At 62.5% G+C, this 17767-nt stretch carries 15 protein-coding genes; 1 reads left to right on the top strand and 14 read right to left on the bottom strand.

The genetic code is table 11. From position 1 onward, the window contains the following. Positions 1-59 precede the first annotated feature (59 nt). The 11 genes from phoR to AB3X96_RS16995 form a co-directional block, all read right to left on the bottom strand. Complete coding sequence (gene phoR / locus AB3X96_RS17045) at positions 60-1373, bottom strand: phosphate regulon sensor histidine kinase PhoR (protein ID WP_368590591.1); 1314 nt, start codon at positions 1371-1373, stop codon at positions 60-62. Between the two features lie 89 nt (positions 1374-1462). Further along, positions 1463-2164: a phosphate regulon transcriptional regulator PhoB gene (phoB, locus tag AB3X96_RS17040; protein ID WP_008922879.1), complete on the bottom strand. Its 702-nt coding sequence runs from the start codon at positions 2162-2164 to the stop codon at positions 1463-1465. Between the two features lie 26 nt (positions 2165-2190). After that, the gene (gene phoU / locus AB3X96_RS17035) at positions 2191-2895 is read right to left on the bottom strand and encodes a phosphate signaling complex protein PhoU (RefSeq protein ID WP_176105544.1); all 705 of its coding nucleotides are present in this window, start codon (positions 2893-2895) and stop codon (positions 2191-2193) included. Between the two features lie 28 nt (positions 2896-2923). Continuing rightward, positions 2924-3772, bottom strand: coding sequence for a phosphate ABC transporter ATP-binding protein PstB (gene pstB / locus AB3X96_RS17030; protein ID WP_018433457.1), 849 nt, complete (start codon positions 3770-3772; stop codon positions 2924-2926). 16 nt (positions 3773-3788) lie between these two features. Further along, on the bottom strand, positions 3789-4685 hold the full coding sequence (gene pstA, locus AB3X96_RS17025) for a phosphate ABC transporter permease PstA (RefSeq protein WP_176105543.1): 897 nt from the start codon (positions 4683-4685) through the stop codon (positions 3789-3791). Next, positions 4682-5683, bottom strand: coding sequence for a phosphate ABC transporter permease PstC (gene pstC, locus AB3X96_RS17020; protein ID WP_176105542.1), 1002 nt, complete (start codon positions 5681-5683; stop codon positions 4682-4684). The genes pstA and pstC overlap by 4 nt, the downstream gene beginning before the upstream one ends. A gap of 160 nt (positions 5684-5843) precedes the next feature. Beyond that, the gene (gene pstS, locus AB3X96_RS17015) at positions 5844-6875 is read right to left on the bottom strand and encodes a phosphate ABC transporter substrate-binding protein PstS (protein WP_368590590.1); all 1032 of its coding nucleotides are present in this window, start codon (positions 6873-6875) and stop codon (positions 5844-5846) included. A gap of 396 nt (positions 6876-7271) precedes the next feature. After that, on the bottom strand, positions 7272-8630 hold the full coding sequence (gene glmM, locus AB3X96_RS17010) for a phosphoglucosamine mutase (protein ID WP_368590589.1): 1359 nt from the start codon (positions 8628-8630) through the stop codon (positions 7272-7274). 29 nt (positions 8631-8659) lie between these two features. Beyond that, entirely contained in the window at positions 8660-9559 is a 900-nt protein-coding gene (gene folP, locus AB3X96_RS17005) for a dihydropteroate synthase (RefSeq protein WP_368590588.1), read from the bottom strand. An 83-nt stretch (positions 9560-9642) separates the two neighbouring features. Continuing rightward, positions 9643-11532, bottom strand: a complete 1890-nt coding sequence (ftsH, locus tag AB3X96_RS17000) for an ATP-dependent zinc metalloprotease FtsH (protein WP_013090008.1) — start codon at positions 11530-11532, stop codon at positions 9643-9645. A gap of 189 nt (positions 11533-11721) precedes the next feature. Continuing rightward, a complete protein-coding gene (locus AB3X96_RS16995; protein WP_176124230.1) occupies positions 11722-12384 on the bottom strand; it encodes an RlmE family RNA methyltransferase in 663 nt (220 codons plus the stop codon). Positions 12385-12581: 197 nt separating this feature from the next. On the opposite strand from AB3X96_RS16995, the gene AB3X96_RS16990 reads away from it, so the two are divergent. After that, entirely contained in the window at positions 12582-13109 is a 528-nt protein-coding gene (locus AB3X96_RS16990) for a YhbY family RNA-binding protein (protein WP_176105539.1), read from the top strand. A 201-nt stretch (positions 13110-13310) separates the two neighbouring features. Here AB3X96_RS16990 and AB3X96_RS16985 read toward each other — a convergent pair whose 3' ends face one another. From AB3X96_RS16985 to carB, 3 genes are all read right to left on the bottom strand, one after another. Then, positions 13311-13820 carry a DUF4149 domain-containing protein gene (locus tag AB3X96_RS16985; protein WP_368590587.1) on the bottom strand — a complete coding sequence of 170 codons (510 nt, stop codon included), beginning with the start codon at positions 13818-13820 and terminating at the stop codon, positions 13311-13313. A 20-nt stretch (positions 13821-13840) separates the two neighbouring features. Then, complete coding sequence (gene greA, locus AB3X96_RS16980; protein WP_176105537.1) at positions 13841-14317, bottom strand: transcription elongation factor GreA; 477 nt, start codon at positions 14315-14317, stop codon at positions 13841-13843. A 152-nt stretch (positions 14318-14469) separates the two neighbouring features. After that, the gene (carB, locus tag AB3X96_RS16975) at positions 14470-17736 is read right to left on the bottom strand and encodes a carbamoyl-phosphate synthase large subunit (protein WP_368590586.1); all 3267 of its coding nucleotides are present in this window, start codon (positions 17734-17736) and stop codon (positions 14470-14472) included. Positions 17737-17767: the final 31 nt, after the last annotated feature.

Raw genomic sequence — 17767 nt, 5'->3', positions numbered from 1 at the left:
AAAACCGCCTGTTTCAGGCGGTTTTTTTGTTGGATCGACTAGTCGGACGACTGCCGCGCTCAAACCTGCGCGGTTTGACAGCGCGCGGTCCGATACACCGGAAAGCGCACCGTGAACGTGCTGCCGCGCCCTTCTTCGCTCTTCACTTCAAGTTGCGCATCGTGCCGTTGCAACACGTGCTTGACGATGGCAAGACCGAGCCCAGTGCCGCCCGTGTCGCGCGAACGGCTGCGATCGACGCGATAGAAGCGCTCGGTGAGCCGCGGAATATCGGCGGCCGGAATGCCGAGGCCGCTATCGATGACCGAGAACACCGCATGGCCTCCCTGCGCACGCCAGTTGACCTTGATCGAGCCGCCGTCCGGCGTATAGCGGATCGCGTTCGTCACCAGGTTGCCGAACGCACTGAGAATCTCGGTTTCGACGCCGGTGACGGTCAAAGCTTCGTCGGCTTCGAAGACGATCTTGTGATGATCGCCGGACAGGCTCTGCGCGTCGTCGTGCAGATGCCGCAATACTGCCTGCATGTCGATCATCTGATCGCTCGGCGGCTTGTTGTCACCTTCGAGCGTCGCGAGCACCAGCAGATCGCTGACGATATGACGCATGCGCGACGCCTGCTGCTCCATCAGGTCGAGATAGCGCGCGCGCTCGGCCTCGCCCAACGGCAGCTCGCGCATCGTCTCGAGAAAACCGGACAGCACGGTAAGCGGCGTTTTCAGTTCGTGCGACACGTTGGCGACGAAGTCACGCCGCATCGCATCGGTGCGCTCGAGTTCGGTGATGTCCTGCGACAGCACCAGTTTGCGATTGTCGCCATACGGAAACACCTGCACCGACAGCACGTTCTGGCGCTTGTCGCCCATGCCGCGCATGATCAGCATTTCCTCGTACCGATGCGAATTCAGATAGCGCACGAAATCCGGATGGCGCACCAGATGCGTGATGTGCTGGCGCAGATCGCGCTTCGCATCGAGCCCGAAGTGGCTTTCGGAAATCGCGTTGCACCATTCGATCTGATCGTGATCGTCGAGCATCGCGACGCCGTTCGGCGACGCCTGGATCGCCTGGATGAAACGCGAATGCTGCTGCTCGACCTGGCGCACCTGGGCGTGCCAGCGCTTCGCGAGCTTGTGCAGACGGTAGTAGATTTCGCCCCAGATGCCGGGGGCGCTCGGCACTTCGCCGTACACCGGCGCATCGAGCAGACGCCACAGACGCTGCTTATGGAAGGTACTGAAAACGCTCTGTGCGAGCAGCATGACGATGGCGAGAGCGAGCCCTGCCTTGACGTTCACCAGTGCGCCGACCACCGCGCACAGAACAGCAAGCAGCACGACCGACACGATGGAGCGCGCCCAGATGATGTTCATGGTCTAGCGATCGAAGAGAAAATACAGCGCAGGAAGGAGGTGCGGCGGCTCAACAGCTACGCAGTGCAGTGCGCCGCCGACGACGGCTATCAGGCGCTCTTCGCCAGCCGGTAGCCGCTGCCGCGTACCGTTTCAATCATAGCATCGCACCCGGCCGGCTTGAGTGCCGCGCGCAGACGCTTGATATGCACGTCGACGGTACGCTCTTCGACGAACACGTGATCGCCCCACACCTGGTCGAGAAGTTGCGTGCGGCTGTGCACGCGCTCCGGGTGAGTCATGAAGAAGTGCAGCAGACGGAATTCGGTCGGGCCGAGATCGAGCTTGATCTCGCTGCCTTCCGCATGCGCGGCGACGCGGTGCGTGGCCGGATCGAGCTTCAGGCCGTTGATCGCGACCACGTCTTCGGTCAGCTGCGGCGCGCGGCGGCGTAGCACCGCCTTGATGCGCGCCATCAGTTCCTTCGGCGAGAACGGCTTCGTCACGTAGTCGTCGGCGCCGATCTCGAGGCCGAGCACCTTGTCCTGCTCGTCGCCGCGCGCGGTCAGCATGATGATCGGGATATGCTTCGTGCGCTCGTTGTTGCGCAGATCGCGCGCGAACGAAATGCCCGATTTGCCCGGCAACATCCAGTCGAGCAGCACGAGATCGGGCAGCACGTCGCTGATCAGGTTGTGCGCCTGCTCCGCGTTGTACGCGCGAATCGGGCAGTGTCCGGCGTGTTGAAGATTGACCGAAATCAATTCGGAAATGGCGGGCTCATCTTCAATGACGAGAATGCTGCTGGGCATCGGCACCTCTGTTCCTTATCTCTGGATTAGCTGAGCGCTTCGCGTTCGAGCGCGTCGCGCGACTGGTGCCGCACGTCGGTACCCTTGACGATGTAGATGATGAATTCGGCGATGTTCTTCGCGTGGTCGCCGATCCGCTCGATCGCCTTGGCGATGAACAGGAAGTCGAGGCCCACCGAGATCGAACGCGGATCTTCGGTCATATACGAAATCAGCTTGCGCACGAATGCGCGGAATTCCTCGTCGATCGCCTTGTCGTCGCGCACGATCTGCGCGGCGGCGACCGTGTCCAGACGCGCGAACGCGTCGAGCGCACGGCGCAGGATCGACACGGCCATCTCGCCGGACAGCTTGATCTCGGCGATGTTGATGGTGCGCGAGGCGCCGTCTTCCATCAGACGCCTGGTGCGCTTCGCGATCTTCTCGGCTTCGTCACCGGCGCGCTCGAGGTTCGTGATGGTCTTCGAGATCGCGATCAGCAAGCGCAGATCGCGCGCGGCCGGCTGACGGCGCGCGATGATGTTGCTGCACTCCTCGTCGATCTCGACTTCCATCTTGTTCAGACGGTCTTCGGCGGCGATGACCTGCTCGCACATACCGAGGTCGAATTCGTTGAGCGCCTGCATCGCGTTGACGATCTGCGATTCGACGAGGCCGCCCATTTCGAGCACTTTCGACGAAACGAGGTTCAGGTCGGCGTCGAACTGGCTGGACAGATGTTTATCGGACATGTCGTACTCCGTTGTATTGCCCGGCGGATCAGCCGAAGCGACCGGTGATGTAGTCCTCGGTTTCCTTGCGGACCGGCTTGATGAAGATTTTTTCTGTGTCGCCGAATTCGATCAGTTCACCGAGGTACATATAGGCAGTGTAGTCCGAACAGCGGGCCGCCTGCTGCATGTTGTGCGTGACTATCACGACCGTGTAGTCGCTCTTCAGTTCGGCGATCAGTTCTTCGATACGGCCCGTCGAAATCGGGTCGAGCGCCGAGCACGGCTCGTCGAGCAGCAGCACTTCGGGGCGAATCGCGATACCGCGCGCGATACACAGACGCTGCTGCTGGCCGCCCGACAGACCGTAGCCGCTCTGGCCGAGCTTGTCCTTCACTTCGTTCCACAGCGCCGCCTTGGTCAGCGCCCATTCGACGCGGTCGTCCATTTCCGAGCGCGACAGCTTCTCGAACATCTTCACGCCGAAAGCGATGTTGTCGTAGATCGACATCGGGAACGGCGTCGGCTTCTGGAACACCATGCCGATGCGCGCGCGCAGCAGCGAAATATCCTGGCGCGTGGTCAGCAGGTTTTCACCGTCCATCACGATCTCGCCTTCCGCGCGCTGCTCCGGATACAGCGCGTACATCTTGTTGAAGGTTCGCAGCAGCGTGGACTTGCCGCAACCCGACGGGCCGATGAACGCGGTCACCTTGCCTTCCGGAATCTGCAGATTGATGTTCTTCAGCGCGTGGTACTTGCCGTAGAAGAAGTTGAGATCCTTGACCTCGATCTTCGGACGCGACGGCGTTTGCGCGTGAGCGCTGTGTTCGGGGTCGGAGCCCGCGGGCGCGGTTGCGTGCCCGACCGGATTGAGTTGGGTTTCTGCCATGTTCATCGGATTCACTCCGCCCTTACTTGTTCGAGAAGATCGTGCGCGCGAGGATATTCAGTCCCAGCACCGCGAGCGTGATCAGGAAGACGCCGGCCCACGCGAGCGATTGCCATTGCGCGAACGGGCTCATCGCAAACTTGTAGATCGTGACCGGCAGGTTCGCGACCGGCTGGCCCATATCGACCGAGAAGAACTGGTTCGACAGCGCGGTAAAAAGCAGCGGCGCGGTTTCGCCGGCAATCCGCGCGATGGCGAGCAGCACACCGGTGACGATGCCCGCGATCGACGCCTTGAGCGTGATCGACAGCACCATCTTCCACTTCGGCGTGCCGAGCGCGAACGCGGCTTCCCGCATCGCATTCGGCACGAGCTTCAGCATGTTTTCGGTCGTGCGGATCACGATTGGAATCTGCAGCAGCGCCAGCGCGAGCACGCCGGCCCAGCCGCTGAAGTGGCCCATCTTCGCGACGACGAGCGCGTAGACGAACAGACCGATGACGATCGACGGCGCCGACAGCAGGATGTCGTTGATGAAGCGCGTGAGGTTCGCAAGCCAGCCCTTCTGGCCGTATTCGGCGAGATAGACGCCCGCCATGATGCCGATCGGCGTGCCAACGAAGGTCGCGAGCGCGACCAGCAACAGGCTGCCGACGATCGCATTCGCAAGACCGCCGCCATCGGTGTTCGGCGGCGGCGTCGACTGCGTGAAGAGCTCGACCGACAAACCGCCGATCCCGAGATGCAGCGTCGTATAGAGAATCCACACGAGCCACAGCAGGCCGAACGCCATCGCCGCGAGCGACAGCGTCAGCGCGATCGCGTTGGTCATCCGACGGCGCCCTTGCAGACGCACGCGCATCGCTTCGAGCGTCGCGGGGTCCTTCAGACCCGGCATATTCAGGGACGGCCCGCTCATTTCGCGCCCTCCCCTTTCTCGAGACGCAGCAGCATGATTTTCGAAATCGCCAGCACGATGAATGTAATCACGAACAGGATCAGGCCGAGTTCCATCAGCGCCGACGTGTGCAGGCCCGGGTCCGCTTCCGCGAACTCGTTGGCGAGCGCCGACGTGATGCTGTTGCCCGGCGAAAACAGCGAAATATTGTCGAGCAGATTGGTGTTGCCGATCACGAAGGTGACCGCCATCGTCTCACCCAGCGCGCGGCCGAGGCCCAGCATGATGCCGCCGATCACACCGGTCTTGGTGTATGGCAGTACGATCTTCCAGATCACTTCCCACGTCGTGCAGCCGATACCGTAGGCCGATTCCTTCAGCAGCACCGGCGTCACTTCGAACACGTCGCGCATGACCGCCGCGATGTACGGGATGATCATGATCGCAAGGATCACGCCCGCGCACAGAATGCCGATGCCGATCGGCGGACCCGAGAACAGCGCACCGACGATCGGAATGCCGCCGAGCACCGCGCCGAGAGGCTTCTGGAACCACACCGCGAAGATCGGCGCGAACACGAGCAGGCCCCACATGCCGTACACGATCGACGGAATCGCGGCGAGCAGTTCGATCGCGATGCCGAGCGGCCGACGCAGCCACGCGGGCGACAATTCGGTCAGAAACAGCGCGATGCCGAAGCTGACGGGCACCGCGATGATGAGAGCGATGATCGACGTCGCGAGAGTGCCGTAGATCGGCACCAGCGCGCCGAATTGCTTGCTGGGTGGATCCCACACCGCCGTCCACAGGAACGCGAGACCGAACTCGCGAATCGACGGCATCGAGGCGATGATCAGCGACACGATGATGCCGCCGAGCAGCAGCAGCGTGACGATCGCGGAAAGGCGTGCGAGGCCGCCGAAGATCACATCGCCGGAGCGGCCAGGCGCTTTTTGCTGCGACGCGCTGCCAGGCGGAGTGGCCCGGCTCGTGCCGGACGCTAAATGAATATCGGACATGAGAGCCTGAGGGACCTGTTTCCAGTTGCCGGACGACACTTGTCGGGCGGGCGGTGATGCATGCGGCGCGTGCCGCGTGAAAGTCACAGGCCGTCCTCGTACGAGGACGGCCGGGGTGCTACCAGGCGCGATTCAGACATACCGCGCCAGCTTACGCCTGTTACTCGGCGAGCGTCTTGCCTGCCGAATCCTTGACCTTCTGCTTCCACTGCGTGCGGATTTCCGACACCACCGATTCCGGCAGCGAGATGTAGTCCAGATCGTTCGCAGCCTGACCGCCGTTCTTGAACGCCCAGTCGAAGAACTTCAGCGTTTCCGCGCCTTGCGGTGCCTTTTCCTGCGTCGTGTGCAGCAGCACGAACGTCGCGCCGACGATCGGCCATGCGTTCTTGCCCGGCTCGTTCGTCAGGATCTGGTAGAACGACTTCGACCAGTCAGCGCCAGCAGCCGCTGCCTTGAACGTGTCCGTCTGCGGCTGAACCACTGCGCCAGCTTCGTTCTTCAGCGCGACGTAGTTCATGTGGTTCTGCTTGGCGTACGCCCATTCGACGTAGCCGATCGAACCCGGCAGACGCTGCACGAATGCCGCGACGCCGTCGTTACCCTTGCCGCCCGTGCCGGTCGGCCAGTTGACCGTCGCACCTTCACCGACCTTCGTCTTCCATTCCGGGTTGACCTTCGACAGGTAGTTCGTCCAGATGAAGCTGGTGCCCGAACCGTCGGCGCGGCGCACCACGGCGATGTCCAGATCCGGCAGCTTGACCTTCGCGTTCAGCGCGACGATTGCCGGGTCATTCCACTTCTTGATCTTGCCGAGATAGATGTCGCCGAGCACTTCACCCGACAGCACCAGTTCACCCGGCTTCACGCCCGGCACGTTGACTGCCGGCACCACGCCGCCAACCACCGTCGGGAATTGGAACAGGCCTTGCTTCGCGAGTTCGTCGTCCTTCAGCGGAGCGTCCGAACCAGCGAAATCGACGGTCTTCGCCTCGATCTGCTTGATGCCGCCCGACGACCCGATGCCCTGATAGTTAACCTTGCCGCCGCCGGTCTTCTGATAAGCGTCGGCCCACTTCGTGTAAATCGGTGCCGCGAACGTGCTGCCCGCGCCGGTGATGTCTGCGGCTTGCGCTGCGATTGCGAAAAGCGCGCCAGCGACGCCAGCGAACACGGTTTGCATCAATTTCATGAGACCTCCAATGGAGTGTGAGCGTGTGGTGTGAGCGGGAAACTCGAACACCGCGAAGCTTAGGGTCTCTTTATGACAAAAACGTGACTGATCGTGAATCAGATGTGACAGTCACATTACCCGATGAAAGGTTCGGGAGCCGGCGAATTCCCGCGATTGCGATGCTCGTTGCATCGCATTTTTCAAGTTAGACGAAAAAGACGGGGCGCCAACGTTTGCGCTCGGTGCGGAGAGACGTTTTGGTGCGGGATGCACCGACCTTTTGGCGGCTGGAGCGTGGAGGGTTATCGGGGTGAAGCCGGCGACGAAGGTCATGGCACGCGGGTCGCCGAAGCTCTCAGAGCGACCGTCGGGCAGCAAGCGGTCGCCACCGCCCGCCGCCTGTTGGGGAACAGATCAGGCCGTTGCTACCCGCACGGCTTGCGCAATCGCTTCCGAATGCTCGAGCGCGTCCGCGACGTTCTGCGCCTCTACCATCACGCGCAGTACCGGCTCGGTGCCCGACGCGCGGATCAGGACGCGACCGCGCCCGTCGAGCGCGCCTTCGGCCATCTTGATCGCGCTACGAATCGTTTCGCTGCCCTTCCAGTCCGCGCCGGGCTTCATGCGCACGTTGATCAGCTTCTGCGGGAACAGCGTGACGCCGTCGAGCAGATCCGCGAGCGACTTGCCGCTGCGCTGCATCGCCGCCAGCACGAGCAGAGCGGACACGATGCCGTCGCCGGTCGAATGGCGATCGAGCGACAGAATGTGGCCCGAACCTTCGGCGCCGAGCTGCCAGCCGTGTTCGCGAAGCTGTTCGAGCACATAGCGGTCGCCGACCGCGGCGCGCACGAACTTGACGCCGGCTCTCTGCAGCGCGACCTCCACGGCCATGTTGGTCATCAGCGTGCCGACCGCGCCTTCCACGTGGCCGGCGGTCGCGATACGGTCCCTGACCAGCACGTACAGCAGCTCGTCGCCGTTGAACAGGCGGCCTGACTCGTCGACGACCTGCAAACGGTCGGCGTCGCCATCGAGCGCGATACCGAGGTCCGCGTGGTTCGCGCGCACCGCGCGCACCAGCGCATCCGGCGCGGTCGCGCCGACGCCGTCGTTGATATTGAAGCCATTCGGCGAGACGCCGATCGGGATCACTTCCGCGCCGAGCTCATGGAACACGTGCGGCGCGACGTCGTACGCGGCGCCATGCGCGCAATCGACGACGAGCTTCATGCCGCGCAGGTCGTACGCGGCCGGAAAGGTGCTCTTGCAGAACTCGATGTAGCGGCCGGCCGCGTCGTCGAGACGACGCGCCTTGCCCAACTGCTCGGAAGCCGCGCACGCGAGCGGCAGCTCGAGCTGCTCCTCGATCTGCGCCTCGACGTCGTCCGGCAGCTTGTTGCCGTCGGCCGAGAAGAACTTGATACCGTTGTCGTAGTACGGGTTATGCGACGCGCTGATCACGACGCCCGCGGCAAGCCGCAGCGCGCGCGTCAGATAGGCGATGCCGGGAGTCGGCATCGGGCCGGCCAGCATCACGTCGACGCCGGCCGCCGAAAAGCCCGATTCGAGCGCGGCTTCGAGCATGTAGCCCGAGACGCGCGTGTCCTTGCCGATCAGCACTGTCGGGCGAGCGCCTGTCTTCGCCCATTGATCGGCGCCCGCGAGTACCTTGCCGGCCGCGTAGCCGAGCCGCAACACGAATTCCGGCGTGATCGGGCCTTCGCCGACCTTGCCTCGAATGCCGTCCGTTCCGAAGTAACGACGTGCCATATTTGTTCTCCCTGTATCTGGCTGCGGGCTCAACCGTGCGCGCGGCTCTGCTTGGCAGCGTCGCGCAGGGTTGCCCATACTTTCAATGCATCGACTGTTTGCGCGACGTCGTGTACGCGCAGAATCGCGGCGCCCCGCTCCGCCGCGCACACCGCTGCGGCGATGCTGCCGGCCACGCGCTCCGGCGCCGGCCGCCCTGTCACCGCGCCAACCATCGATTTACGCGACATGCCCGCAAGGATCGGATATGGCGACGCGGCGCGCGGCGCCGTGTCGCGCAGATGCGCAAGCAACGCGTAGTTGTGCTCGACGACGATCTTGCCGAAACCGAAACCCGGATCGACGCTGATTCGCTCGCGCGCAATCCCCGCCTGCTGCAAAGTCGCGACACGCTCCTCGAGGAACTGGCGCACTTCGCTGACAACGTCGGCATAGTGCGGCTCGCCGCGCTGCATGGTCTGCGGCTCACCTAACATATGCATTACACAAAGGCCGCAGTCGCTGTCGCGCACCGCGTCGATGGCGCCGGGCATGCGGAAGCCCCAGACGTCGTTGATCAGGTCGGCGCCCGCGTTCAACGCATCGCGCATCACTTCTGGCTTGTACGTATCGACCGACAACGGCACATTCGCGCCACGCAGTTGCTCGACGAGTGGTATCACGCGCTCCAGTTCTTCGTCGAGCGGCACCGGCGGCGCGCCAGGACGCGTCGATTCCCCGCCGATCTCGATAATGTCCGCGCCCTCGAGCATCATGCGCTCGGCATGGCGCAGCGCATCGCCGCGCATCGCGTACAAGCCGCCATCGGAGAAGGAATCGGGAGTGACGTTCAGAATGCCCATGACCAACGGGCGTTCAAACGTCAGCTTGAAGCGGCCGCACTGCAGCGGCTCTGGAAGGGGTACGGAAGAACAATCGACTTTCGACACGTAACAATGCTTCACTTTGAACGGATCAATGCAAAACGGGCCGGTGTGTAGCACACCGGCCCGCACTTTCTACTGGCTACCTATCAGGCCGGCGCGGTTGCGCTGCCCGGCTTGACTTCGGTGCCCGCGCTGCCGCCCGACGAGGCGTCGCTTGCCGACGGCGGCGAACTCTTCGGCGAACGCGGCGGACGGCCGGCCATGATGTCGTTGATCTGATCGGCGTCGATCGTCTCCCACTCCATCAATGCGGCGGTCATCGCTTCGACCTTGTCGCGATTTTCTTCCAGCAGGCGCCGCGCCAGATTGTACTGCTCGTCCAGCACACGACGGATTTCCGCATCGACCTTCTGCTGCGTCGCTTCCGAAATGGTCCGCGTGAAGCCGCGGCCGAACGGCGAAGCGTCGTTTTCGTCGTCGACATAGACCATCGGTCCGAGCGCATCCGTCATACCGAAGCGGGCAACCATCGCGCGAGCCGTCTGGGTCGCCTTGTTGAAGTCGTCCGACGCACCGGTGCTGATGAGGTTCAGGAACAGTTCTTCCGCGACGCGACCACCGAACAGAATGGCAAGACGGTCGAGCAAATAGTCCTTCGAGTACGTTTCGTTATCATGCTCCGGCAACTGCCACGTGACGCCCAGCGCACGGCCGCGCGGAATGATCGTGACCTTGTGCACCGGATCGGCCTTCGGCAACAGCTTCGCGATCACCGCGTGACCCGATTCGTGATACGCGGTCGCACGCTTCGATTCTTCGCGGATCACGGCCGACTTGCGCTCCGGACCCATGAAGATCTTGTCCTTCGCGTCCTCGAAATCGGTCATTTCGACGATGCGCTTGCCGCGGCGCGCCGCGAACAGTGCTGCTTCGTTGACGAGGTTAGCGAGATCGGCGCCCGAGAAACCCGGCGTGCCGCGCGCGATCACTGCCGCATCGACGTCGTTCGAAATTGGTACCTTGCGCAGGTGCACCTTCATGATGTGCTCGCGGCCGCGGATATCGGGCAGACCGACGTACACCTGGCGGTCGAAACGGCCCGGACGCAACAGCGCCTTGTCGAGTACGTCCGAACGGTTCGTCGCGGCGATCACGATGACACCCGAGTTCGCCTCGAAGCCGTCCATTTCGACGAGCATCTGGTTCAGCGTCTGTTCGCGCTCGTCGTTACCGCCGCCCATGCCGGCGCCGCGATGACGGCCGACCGCGTCGATTTCGTCGATGAACACGATACACGGCGCGTGCTTCTTGGCCTGCTCGAACATGTCGCGCACGCGAGCCGCGCCGACGCCGACGAACATTTCCACGAAATCCGAACCCGAAATGCTGAAGAACGGCACCTTCGCCTCGCCGGCGATCGCGCGTGCGAGCAGCGTCTTACCGGTTCCCGGCGGGCCAACGAGCAGCACGCCGCGCGGAATACGACCACCGAGCTTCTGGAATTTCTGCGGATCGCGCAAAAAGTCGACGAGCTCCGACACTTCTTCCTTGGCTTCGTCGCAACCGGCAACGTCGGTGAAATTGATTGCGTTGTTGTTCTCGTCGATCAGCCGCGCGCGCGACTTGCCAAACGAGAAGGCCCCGCCTTTGCCGCCCCCCTGCATCTGTCGCATCATGTAGAACCAGAAACCGATGATCAGGATCGTCGGCCCGAGGTAATACAACACGGACATCAGTGCATTGGGTTCGTCGTCAGCCTTGCCGCTCACCTGTACGCCATACTTCATCAGATCGCCGACCATCCAGATGTCGCCGGGCGACACGATCTGGTACTTCTGGCCGTCTGCTGGAGTGACCGTGAGGTTCCGCCCCTGGACAATGACGTTCTTGACTTTGCCGTTCTTCGCGTCGTCCATGAACTGCGAATAGGAAACGCCTTCCTGGACACGGGGCTTGTCGAACTGCTTGAACACCGTAAACAGCACCAGTGCGATTACCAGCCACACTGCTGCTTTCGAAAACATATTGTTGTTCAAAGCACCACTCCTTCACTTAGACGGGCGCCTACATTTGCCTTGCGGCACCACGAAAGCATTCTAATCCAGTCCGCAGACCCCTGCCATAGCGTTTCACTACCACGGAAATAGGGTAGCGGGCCAGCTTGACGCCGGTCTCCGACGCATCGGGCTAGTTATTGGCAGAAATGGAACCGGCTCGCCGCATCCCTACGCGAGACGCTTCAAATGCTTACCCAAAATAAATGTTTCTGACGATTTATCCCGCGACGCCTTCGGCTTGCGGGCCGCCACCACCTTGAATTGGCGCTTGAACTTTTCGACAATCTGACTATATCCGCTGCCGTGAAAGCATTTGACTAAAAGGGCACCATCGGGCTTCAGGTGATTTTGTGCGAATTCGAGCGCGAGATCGCATAAATGCTCGATCCGCGCCGCGTCCGCGATCGCCACACCGGACAGGTTGGGTGCCATATCCGAAATTACAAGGTCTACCTGGCGCGCGCCGACCAACTCTTCGAGCTGGACCAGCACCGAGTCTTCGCGGAAATCCCCCTGGATGAAGTGCACGTCGGCTACCGGCTCCATCGGCAGAATGTCCAAAGCGATGATCGTGCCGTCGATGCCACCTTCGCGCTCCGCGTTGCGCTGCGAGCCGCCGGCGAGCTTGTTACGCGCGTACTGGCTCCAGCTGCCCGGCGAGGAACCGAGATCGACGATCACCTGTCCGGGGCGGATGAGCTTGTCCTGTTCGTCGATTTCCTTGAGCTTGTAGGCCGCGCGGGCACGATAACCTTCCCGCTGCGCCATTTTGACGTACGGATCGTTGATGTGGTCGTGCAGCCACGCGGTATTGAACTTGTTTTTTGCCATTAAAGATTGAACTATTGCTGCGTCAAGTCGCGCTTTAGGGGATAATACGCGGTTAATTCGCGCGGCCACCGCCAGACTGGCGGCCATCCGCGATTCTGTTGTTCTGACGCGCACCCTGCTGAATCAACCCGCCCGAATCGCTCGGCGATCGGACGAAAGCGCAGGAGCCGCCATTTTAGTCGAGTCTTCCACTTTCCATGCCAGCCCTCAAAGTCTCTTCCGACCAACGCGCCGAGTTGCGCTCCCAGGCACATGCGCTCAAACCGGTCGTGCTCGTCGGGGCCGAAGGCTTGACCGACGCTGTACTCGCCGAAATCAGGGTGCACCTCGCAGCGCATCAACTGATCAAAATCCGAGTGTTCGGTGATGAGCGCGAGGAGCGCATCGCCATCTACGAAGAGATCTGCGACACGCTGAACGCGGCACCGATTCAGCATATCGGCAAGTTGCTCGTGATCTGGAAGCCAGAATCGGCACAACCGGCGGCAAAAGCGAAGCGCGGCGCGTTGCCGAGCGCCCGTGAAGCGGCAGCTGAAGAAGCCCGGCCGGCCAAGGGCCGCGCACCGCGCATCGTCAAAGTGGTGAAGCCGACCGACGTGCCGATGCGCAAGCCGCGAGCGAAAGCGGTGCTGGTGCGCGGCAATGAACGCGTGACGCAGGGCGGCAACATCAAGCGCGCGAAGAAGCGTCAAACCAGCGCGAAGCGTTCGCATCAGTCGAAGTAAGAGCACACGCGGCGAAGGTGCGGACCCGCTCCGCACCGCGCGTTGGCGGGCTTGGGCGCAAGGCCCGAAACAGCGCCAATGAACCGTAGCTGGCCGCCGGAATAGCGGCGATTCGTCGCAACATGAAGTTCATCGCGGGCATCGGTTCGGCATCGACCGGCGGACATAGCGCCGCGTCACACCAACAGCCACCCGCGAGCCTCAGCCCGCCACCTTCCCCGTGACTCCGCGCGCGCCCTCTTCGTCGGCCGCGGTACCGACATGCACCGGCAGCAGCCACACGAGCGCAGCACCTAGCAGGCTCTCGATCAGATAGAACATACTCGACACGCCATGCAGGATGCCGAAGCGCGTCGCATGAACGGAATGTCCGACGTCGCCGCCCGCCCCGAGCGCCGCGACGCGCATCGCGTTCATGAACGGCTGCAACGCGAAATAGCCAACCAGCACGCATACGAGCATACCGGCGAGCAGCCAGCGCAGGCGGCGATACACGCCACTACCGCGCCGCACGAGCAGATTGGCAAGACCGAGCAGCAAAATACCGCACACGACGCCAATCACACCCTGAATCCGAAACAGCTGCGCGGCAATGGCACCCGCCGTCATGCGGTCGAGCGACGTGAACAGCACGGGCGCAACCGCGTAGCCGATAGTCAACAGGCTACCGACCCACACCACCGTCAACAGGCGGAATAAACGATGCGGCATCAGAGACACCGGCGCCATCCTCAGATGTAGCTGACCGCGATGATTTCGTATTCACGAATGCCGCCCGGTGCCTGCACCGACGCGACGTCGCCTTCCGATTTGCCGATCAGCGCACGCGCGATCGGCGAGCTGATCGAGATCAGGCCGTGGTCGATGTCCGCTTCGTCGTCACCGACGATCTGATATTTGACCGACGCGCCCGACTCGAGGTCTTCGAGTTCGAGCGTCGCGCCGAACACCACGCGGCCGTCCGCTTCCACTTGCGCCGGATCGATCACCTGCGCGCCCGCGAGCTTCGACTCGATTTCGGCGATGCGGCCTTCGATGAAGCCCTGCTTTTCCTTCGCAGCGTCGTATTCCGCGTTTTCCGACAGATCGCCCTGGGCGCGCGCTTCCGCGATCGAGTTGATCACGGCCGGACGCTCAACCGATTTCAAGCGCTGCAATTCATCGCGCAGCATGTCTGCTCCGCGCTTCGTCAATGGAATAGTGCTCATAAACAACTCTGGAGGCAAAAAACGGCCATAAAAAAAATCACCGCGGTTAAGTGCATTCCGCGAAAGCCGCCGCCCATGTACAGATCCGGGCCACAGCACCTGCGGAACGCCGCTTAACCGCGGCACTTACATCTTGGACAGGTATCGAAGCCTTAGTTTAGGCGAGCGTGGAGTCCTTGTAAATCATAGACTTCCAGGTTCTTCAGATAACGAAGACCCTCCACCGCCGCGCGTGCGCCCGACATCGTCGTGTAGTAGGTGACCTTGTTCGCCTGCGCGCTCATGCGAATCGAACGCGAATCGGCGATCGCCGCGCGCGTTTCGTCGACGGTCGTGAAGACGAGAGCGATCTCGCCGTTCTTGATCATATCGACGATGTGCGGACGGCCGTCCTTTACCTTGTTGACGACCTTGACCGGCACACCGGCCGCTTCGATCGCGGCAGCCGTGCCCTTGGTCGCGACGATCGGGTAGCCGAGCTCGTGCAGCATGCGCGCGACTTCGACCGCCTTCGGCTTGTCGGCGTCCATCACGGTCAGCAGCACCGTGCCCGACTCCGGCAGACGCGAACCCGCCGCGAGTTGCGACTTGAACAGCGCCTCGCCGAACGTCTGACCGACGCCCATCACTTCGCCGGTCGAACGCATTTCAGGTCCGAGCACCGGGTCGACCGTCGGGAACTTGACGAACGGGAACACCGCTTCCTTCACGCTGAAGTACGGCGGCTCGACTTCCTTCGTCACGCCTTGCGCGGCGAGCTTCTGGCCGACCATCGCGCGCGCCGCGATCTTCGCGAGCGGCAAGCTGGTCGCCTTCGACACGTACGGGACCGTGCGCGACGCGCGCGGGTTCACTTCGAGCACGTAGATGATGTCGTCCTTCGCGCCATCAGCCGCATTTGTTTTGGAAGGCACCTGCTGGATCGCGAACTGCACGTTCATCAGGCCGACCACATTCAGCGCCTTCGCCATCGCGGCCGTCTGGCGCTTCAGTTCGGCAACCGTCTCCTTCGACAGCGAATACGGCGGCAGCGAGCAGGCCGAGTCGCCCGAGTGCACGCCCGCCTGTTCGATATGCTCCATCACGCCGCCGATGAACACGGCGTCGCCATCGGAAATGCAATCCACGTCGCATTCGATCGCGTCGTTCAGGAAGCGGTCGAGCAGCACCGGCGAATCGTTCGATACCTTGACGGCCTCCCGCATATAGCGTTCGAGGTCGCGCGGCTCGTGGACGATTTCCATCGCGCGGCCGCCCAGCACGTACGACGGGCGCACGACGAGCGGATAGCCGACTTCGTCAGCGAGCTTCAGCGCTTCGTCTTCGGTGCGCGCGGTACGGTTCGGCGGCTGACGCAGGCCGAGGTCTTGCAGCAGCTTCTGGAAACGCTCACGGTCTTCGGCCGCGTCGATCATGTCCGGAGACGTACCGATGATCGGCACGCCGTTGGCCTCGAGATCGAGCGCGAGCTTCAGCGGCGTCTGGCCGCCGTACTGCACGATCACGCCGACCGGCTTTTCCTTGTCGACGATTTCGAGCACGTCTTCGAGCGTCAGCGATTCGAAGTACAGACGGTCGGAGGTGTCGTAGTCGGTCGACACGGTTTCCGGGTTGCAGTTGACCATGATCGTTTCATAGCCGTCTTCGCGCATCGCGAGCGCGGCGTGCACGCAGCAGTAGTCGAACTCGATACCCTGGCCGATCCGGTTCGGGCCGCCGCCCAGCACCATGATCTTCTTGTTGTTCGTCGGATTCGCTTCGCACTCTTCCTCGTAGGTCGAGTACATGTACGCGGTTTTCGTTGCGAACTCGGCGGCGCACGTGTCGACGCGCTTATACACCGGACGCACGTTCAACTCGATACGACGTGCGCGCACGTCCGCCGGCTTCGCGCCGAGCAGCTTGGCGAGACGCCGATCCGAGAAGCCGCTCTGCTTCAGATACTTCAACTCTTCCTTTGACAGGCTCGCGAGCGTACGGCCCGCCAGCGCCTTTTCCTTCAGCACGATCTGTTCGATCTGCGCGAGGAACCACGGATCGATCGCGGTCTCTTCGAAGATCTCTTGCGCGCTCATGCCGACGCGGAACGCATCGCCGACATACCAGATGCGATCCGGACCGGCTTCGCCGATCTGGCGGATGATCTCGTCGCGATCGGCGGTCTTTTCGTCGAGACCGTCGACGCCGACTTCGAGACCGCGCAGCGCTTTCTGGAACGACTCCTGGAATGTGCGGCCGATCGCCATCACTTCGCCGACCGACTTCATCTGCGTGGTCAGGCGCGAATCGGCTTCGCGGAATTTTTCGAACGCGAAACGCGGGATCTTCGTGACGACGTAGTCGATCGTCGGTTCGAACGACGCCGGGGTCTGGCCGCCGGTGATTTCGTTCCTGAGTTCATCGAGCGTGTAGCCGACCGCGAGCTTGGCCGCGACCTTCGCGATCGGGAAGCCGGTTGCCTTCGACGCCAGCGCCGACGAACGCGACACGCGCGGGTTCATTTCGATCACGATCATCCGGCCGTCTTTCGGATTGATCGAGAACTGCACGTTCGAGCCGCCCGTGTCGACGCCGATCTCGCGGAGCACCGCCAGCGACGCGTTACGCAGGATCTGGTATTCCTTGTCCGTCAGCGTCTGCGCCGGCGCGACCGTGATCGAATCGCCGGTATGGATGCCCATCGGGTCGAGGTTTTCGATCGAGCAGACGATGATGCAGTTATCCGCCTTGTCGCGGACCACTTCCATCTCGTACTCTTTCCAGCCGAGCAGCGACTCTTCGATCAGCAGTTCGCGCGTCGGCGACAGGTCGAGACCGCGCTTGCAGATCTCTTCGAATTCGTCGCGGTTGTACGCGATGCCGCCGCCCGAACCGCCCAGCGTGAACGACGGACGGATCACAACCGGGTAGCCGCCGCTGCCGGTTTCCGCGGCGATCTTCGCTTGGACCTGCAGCGCTTCTTCCATCGAATGCGCGGTGCCCGACTTGGCCGAACCGAGGCCGATCTTGGTCATCGCGTCCTTGAACTTCTGGCGGTCTTCCGCCTTGTCGATCGCTTCCGGCGACGCGCCGATCAGCTCGACGTCGTACTTCGCCAGCACGCCGTGCGCGTGCAGATCGAGCGCGCAGTTCAGCGCGGTCTGGCCGCCCATCGTCGGCAGGATCGCGTCCGGGCGCTCCTTCGCGATGATGCGCTCGACCACTTCCCACGTGATCGGCTCGATATAGGTCACGTCGGCCGTGTTCGGGTCGGTCATGATCGTCGCCGGATTGCTGTTGACGAGAATGACCTTGTAGCCTTCCTCACGCAGCGCCTTGCATGCCTGCGCGCCCGAGTAATCGAACTCGCACGCCTGGCCGATGATGATCGGACCCGCGCCGATGATGAGGATGCTCTTGATGTCTGTCCGCTTGGGCATAACGCTCTCGCTAATGTATTCCTGAATTCTT

Origin of the sequence: Paraburkholderia sp. BR13439 (assembly GCF_040948805.1) — a bacterium.
GTDB lineage: Bacteria > Pseudomonadota > Gammaproteobacteria > Burkholderiales > Burkholderiaceae > Paraburkholderia > Paraburkholderia youngii.
The sequence above is the reverse complement of the archived record's forward strand: the minus strand, read 5'-3'. Positions and strand labels throughout refer to the sequence as shown.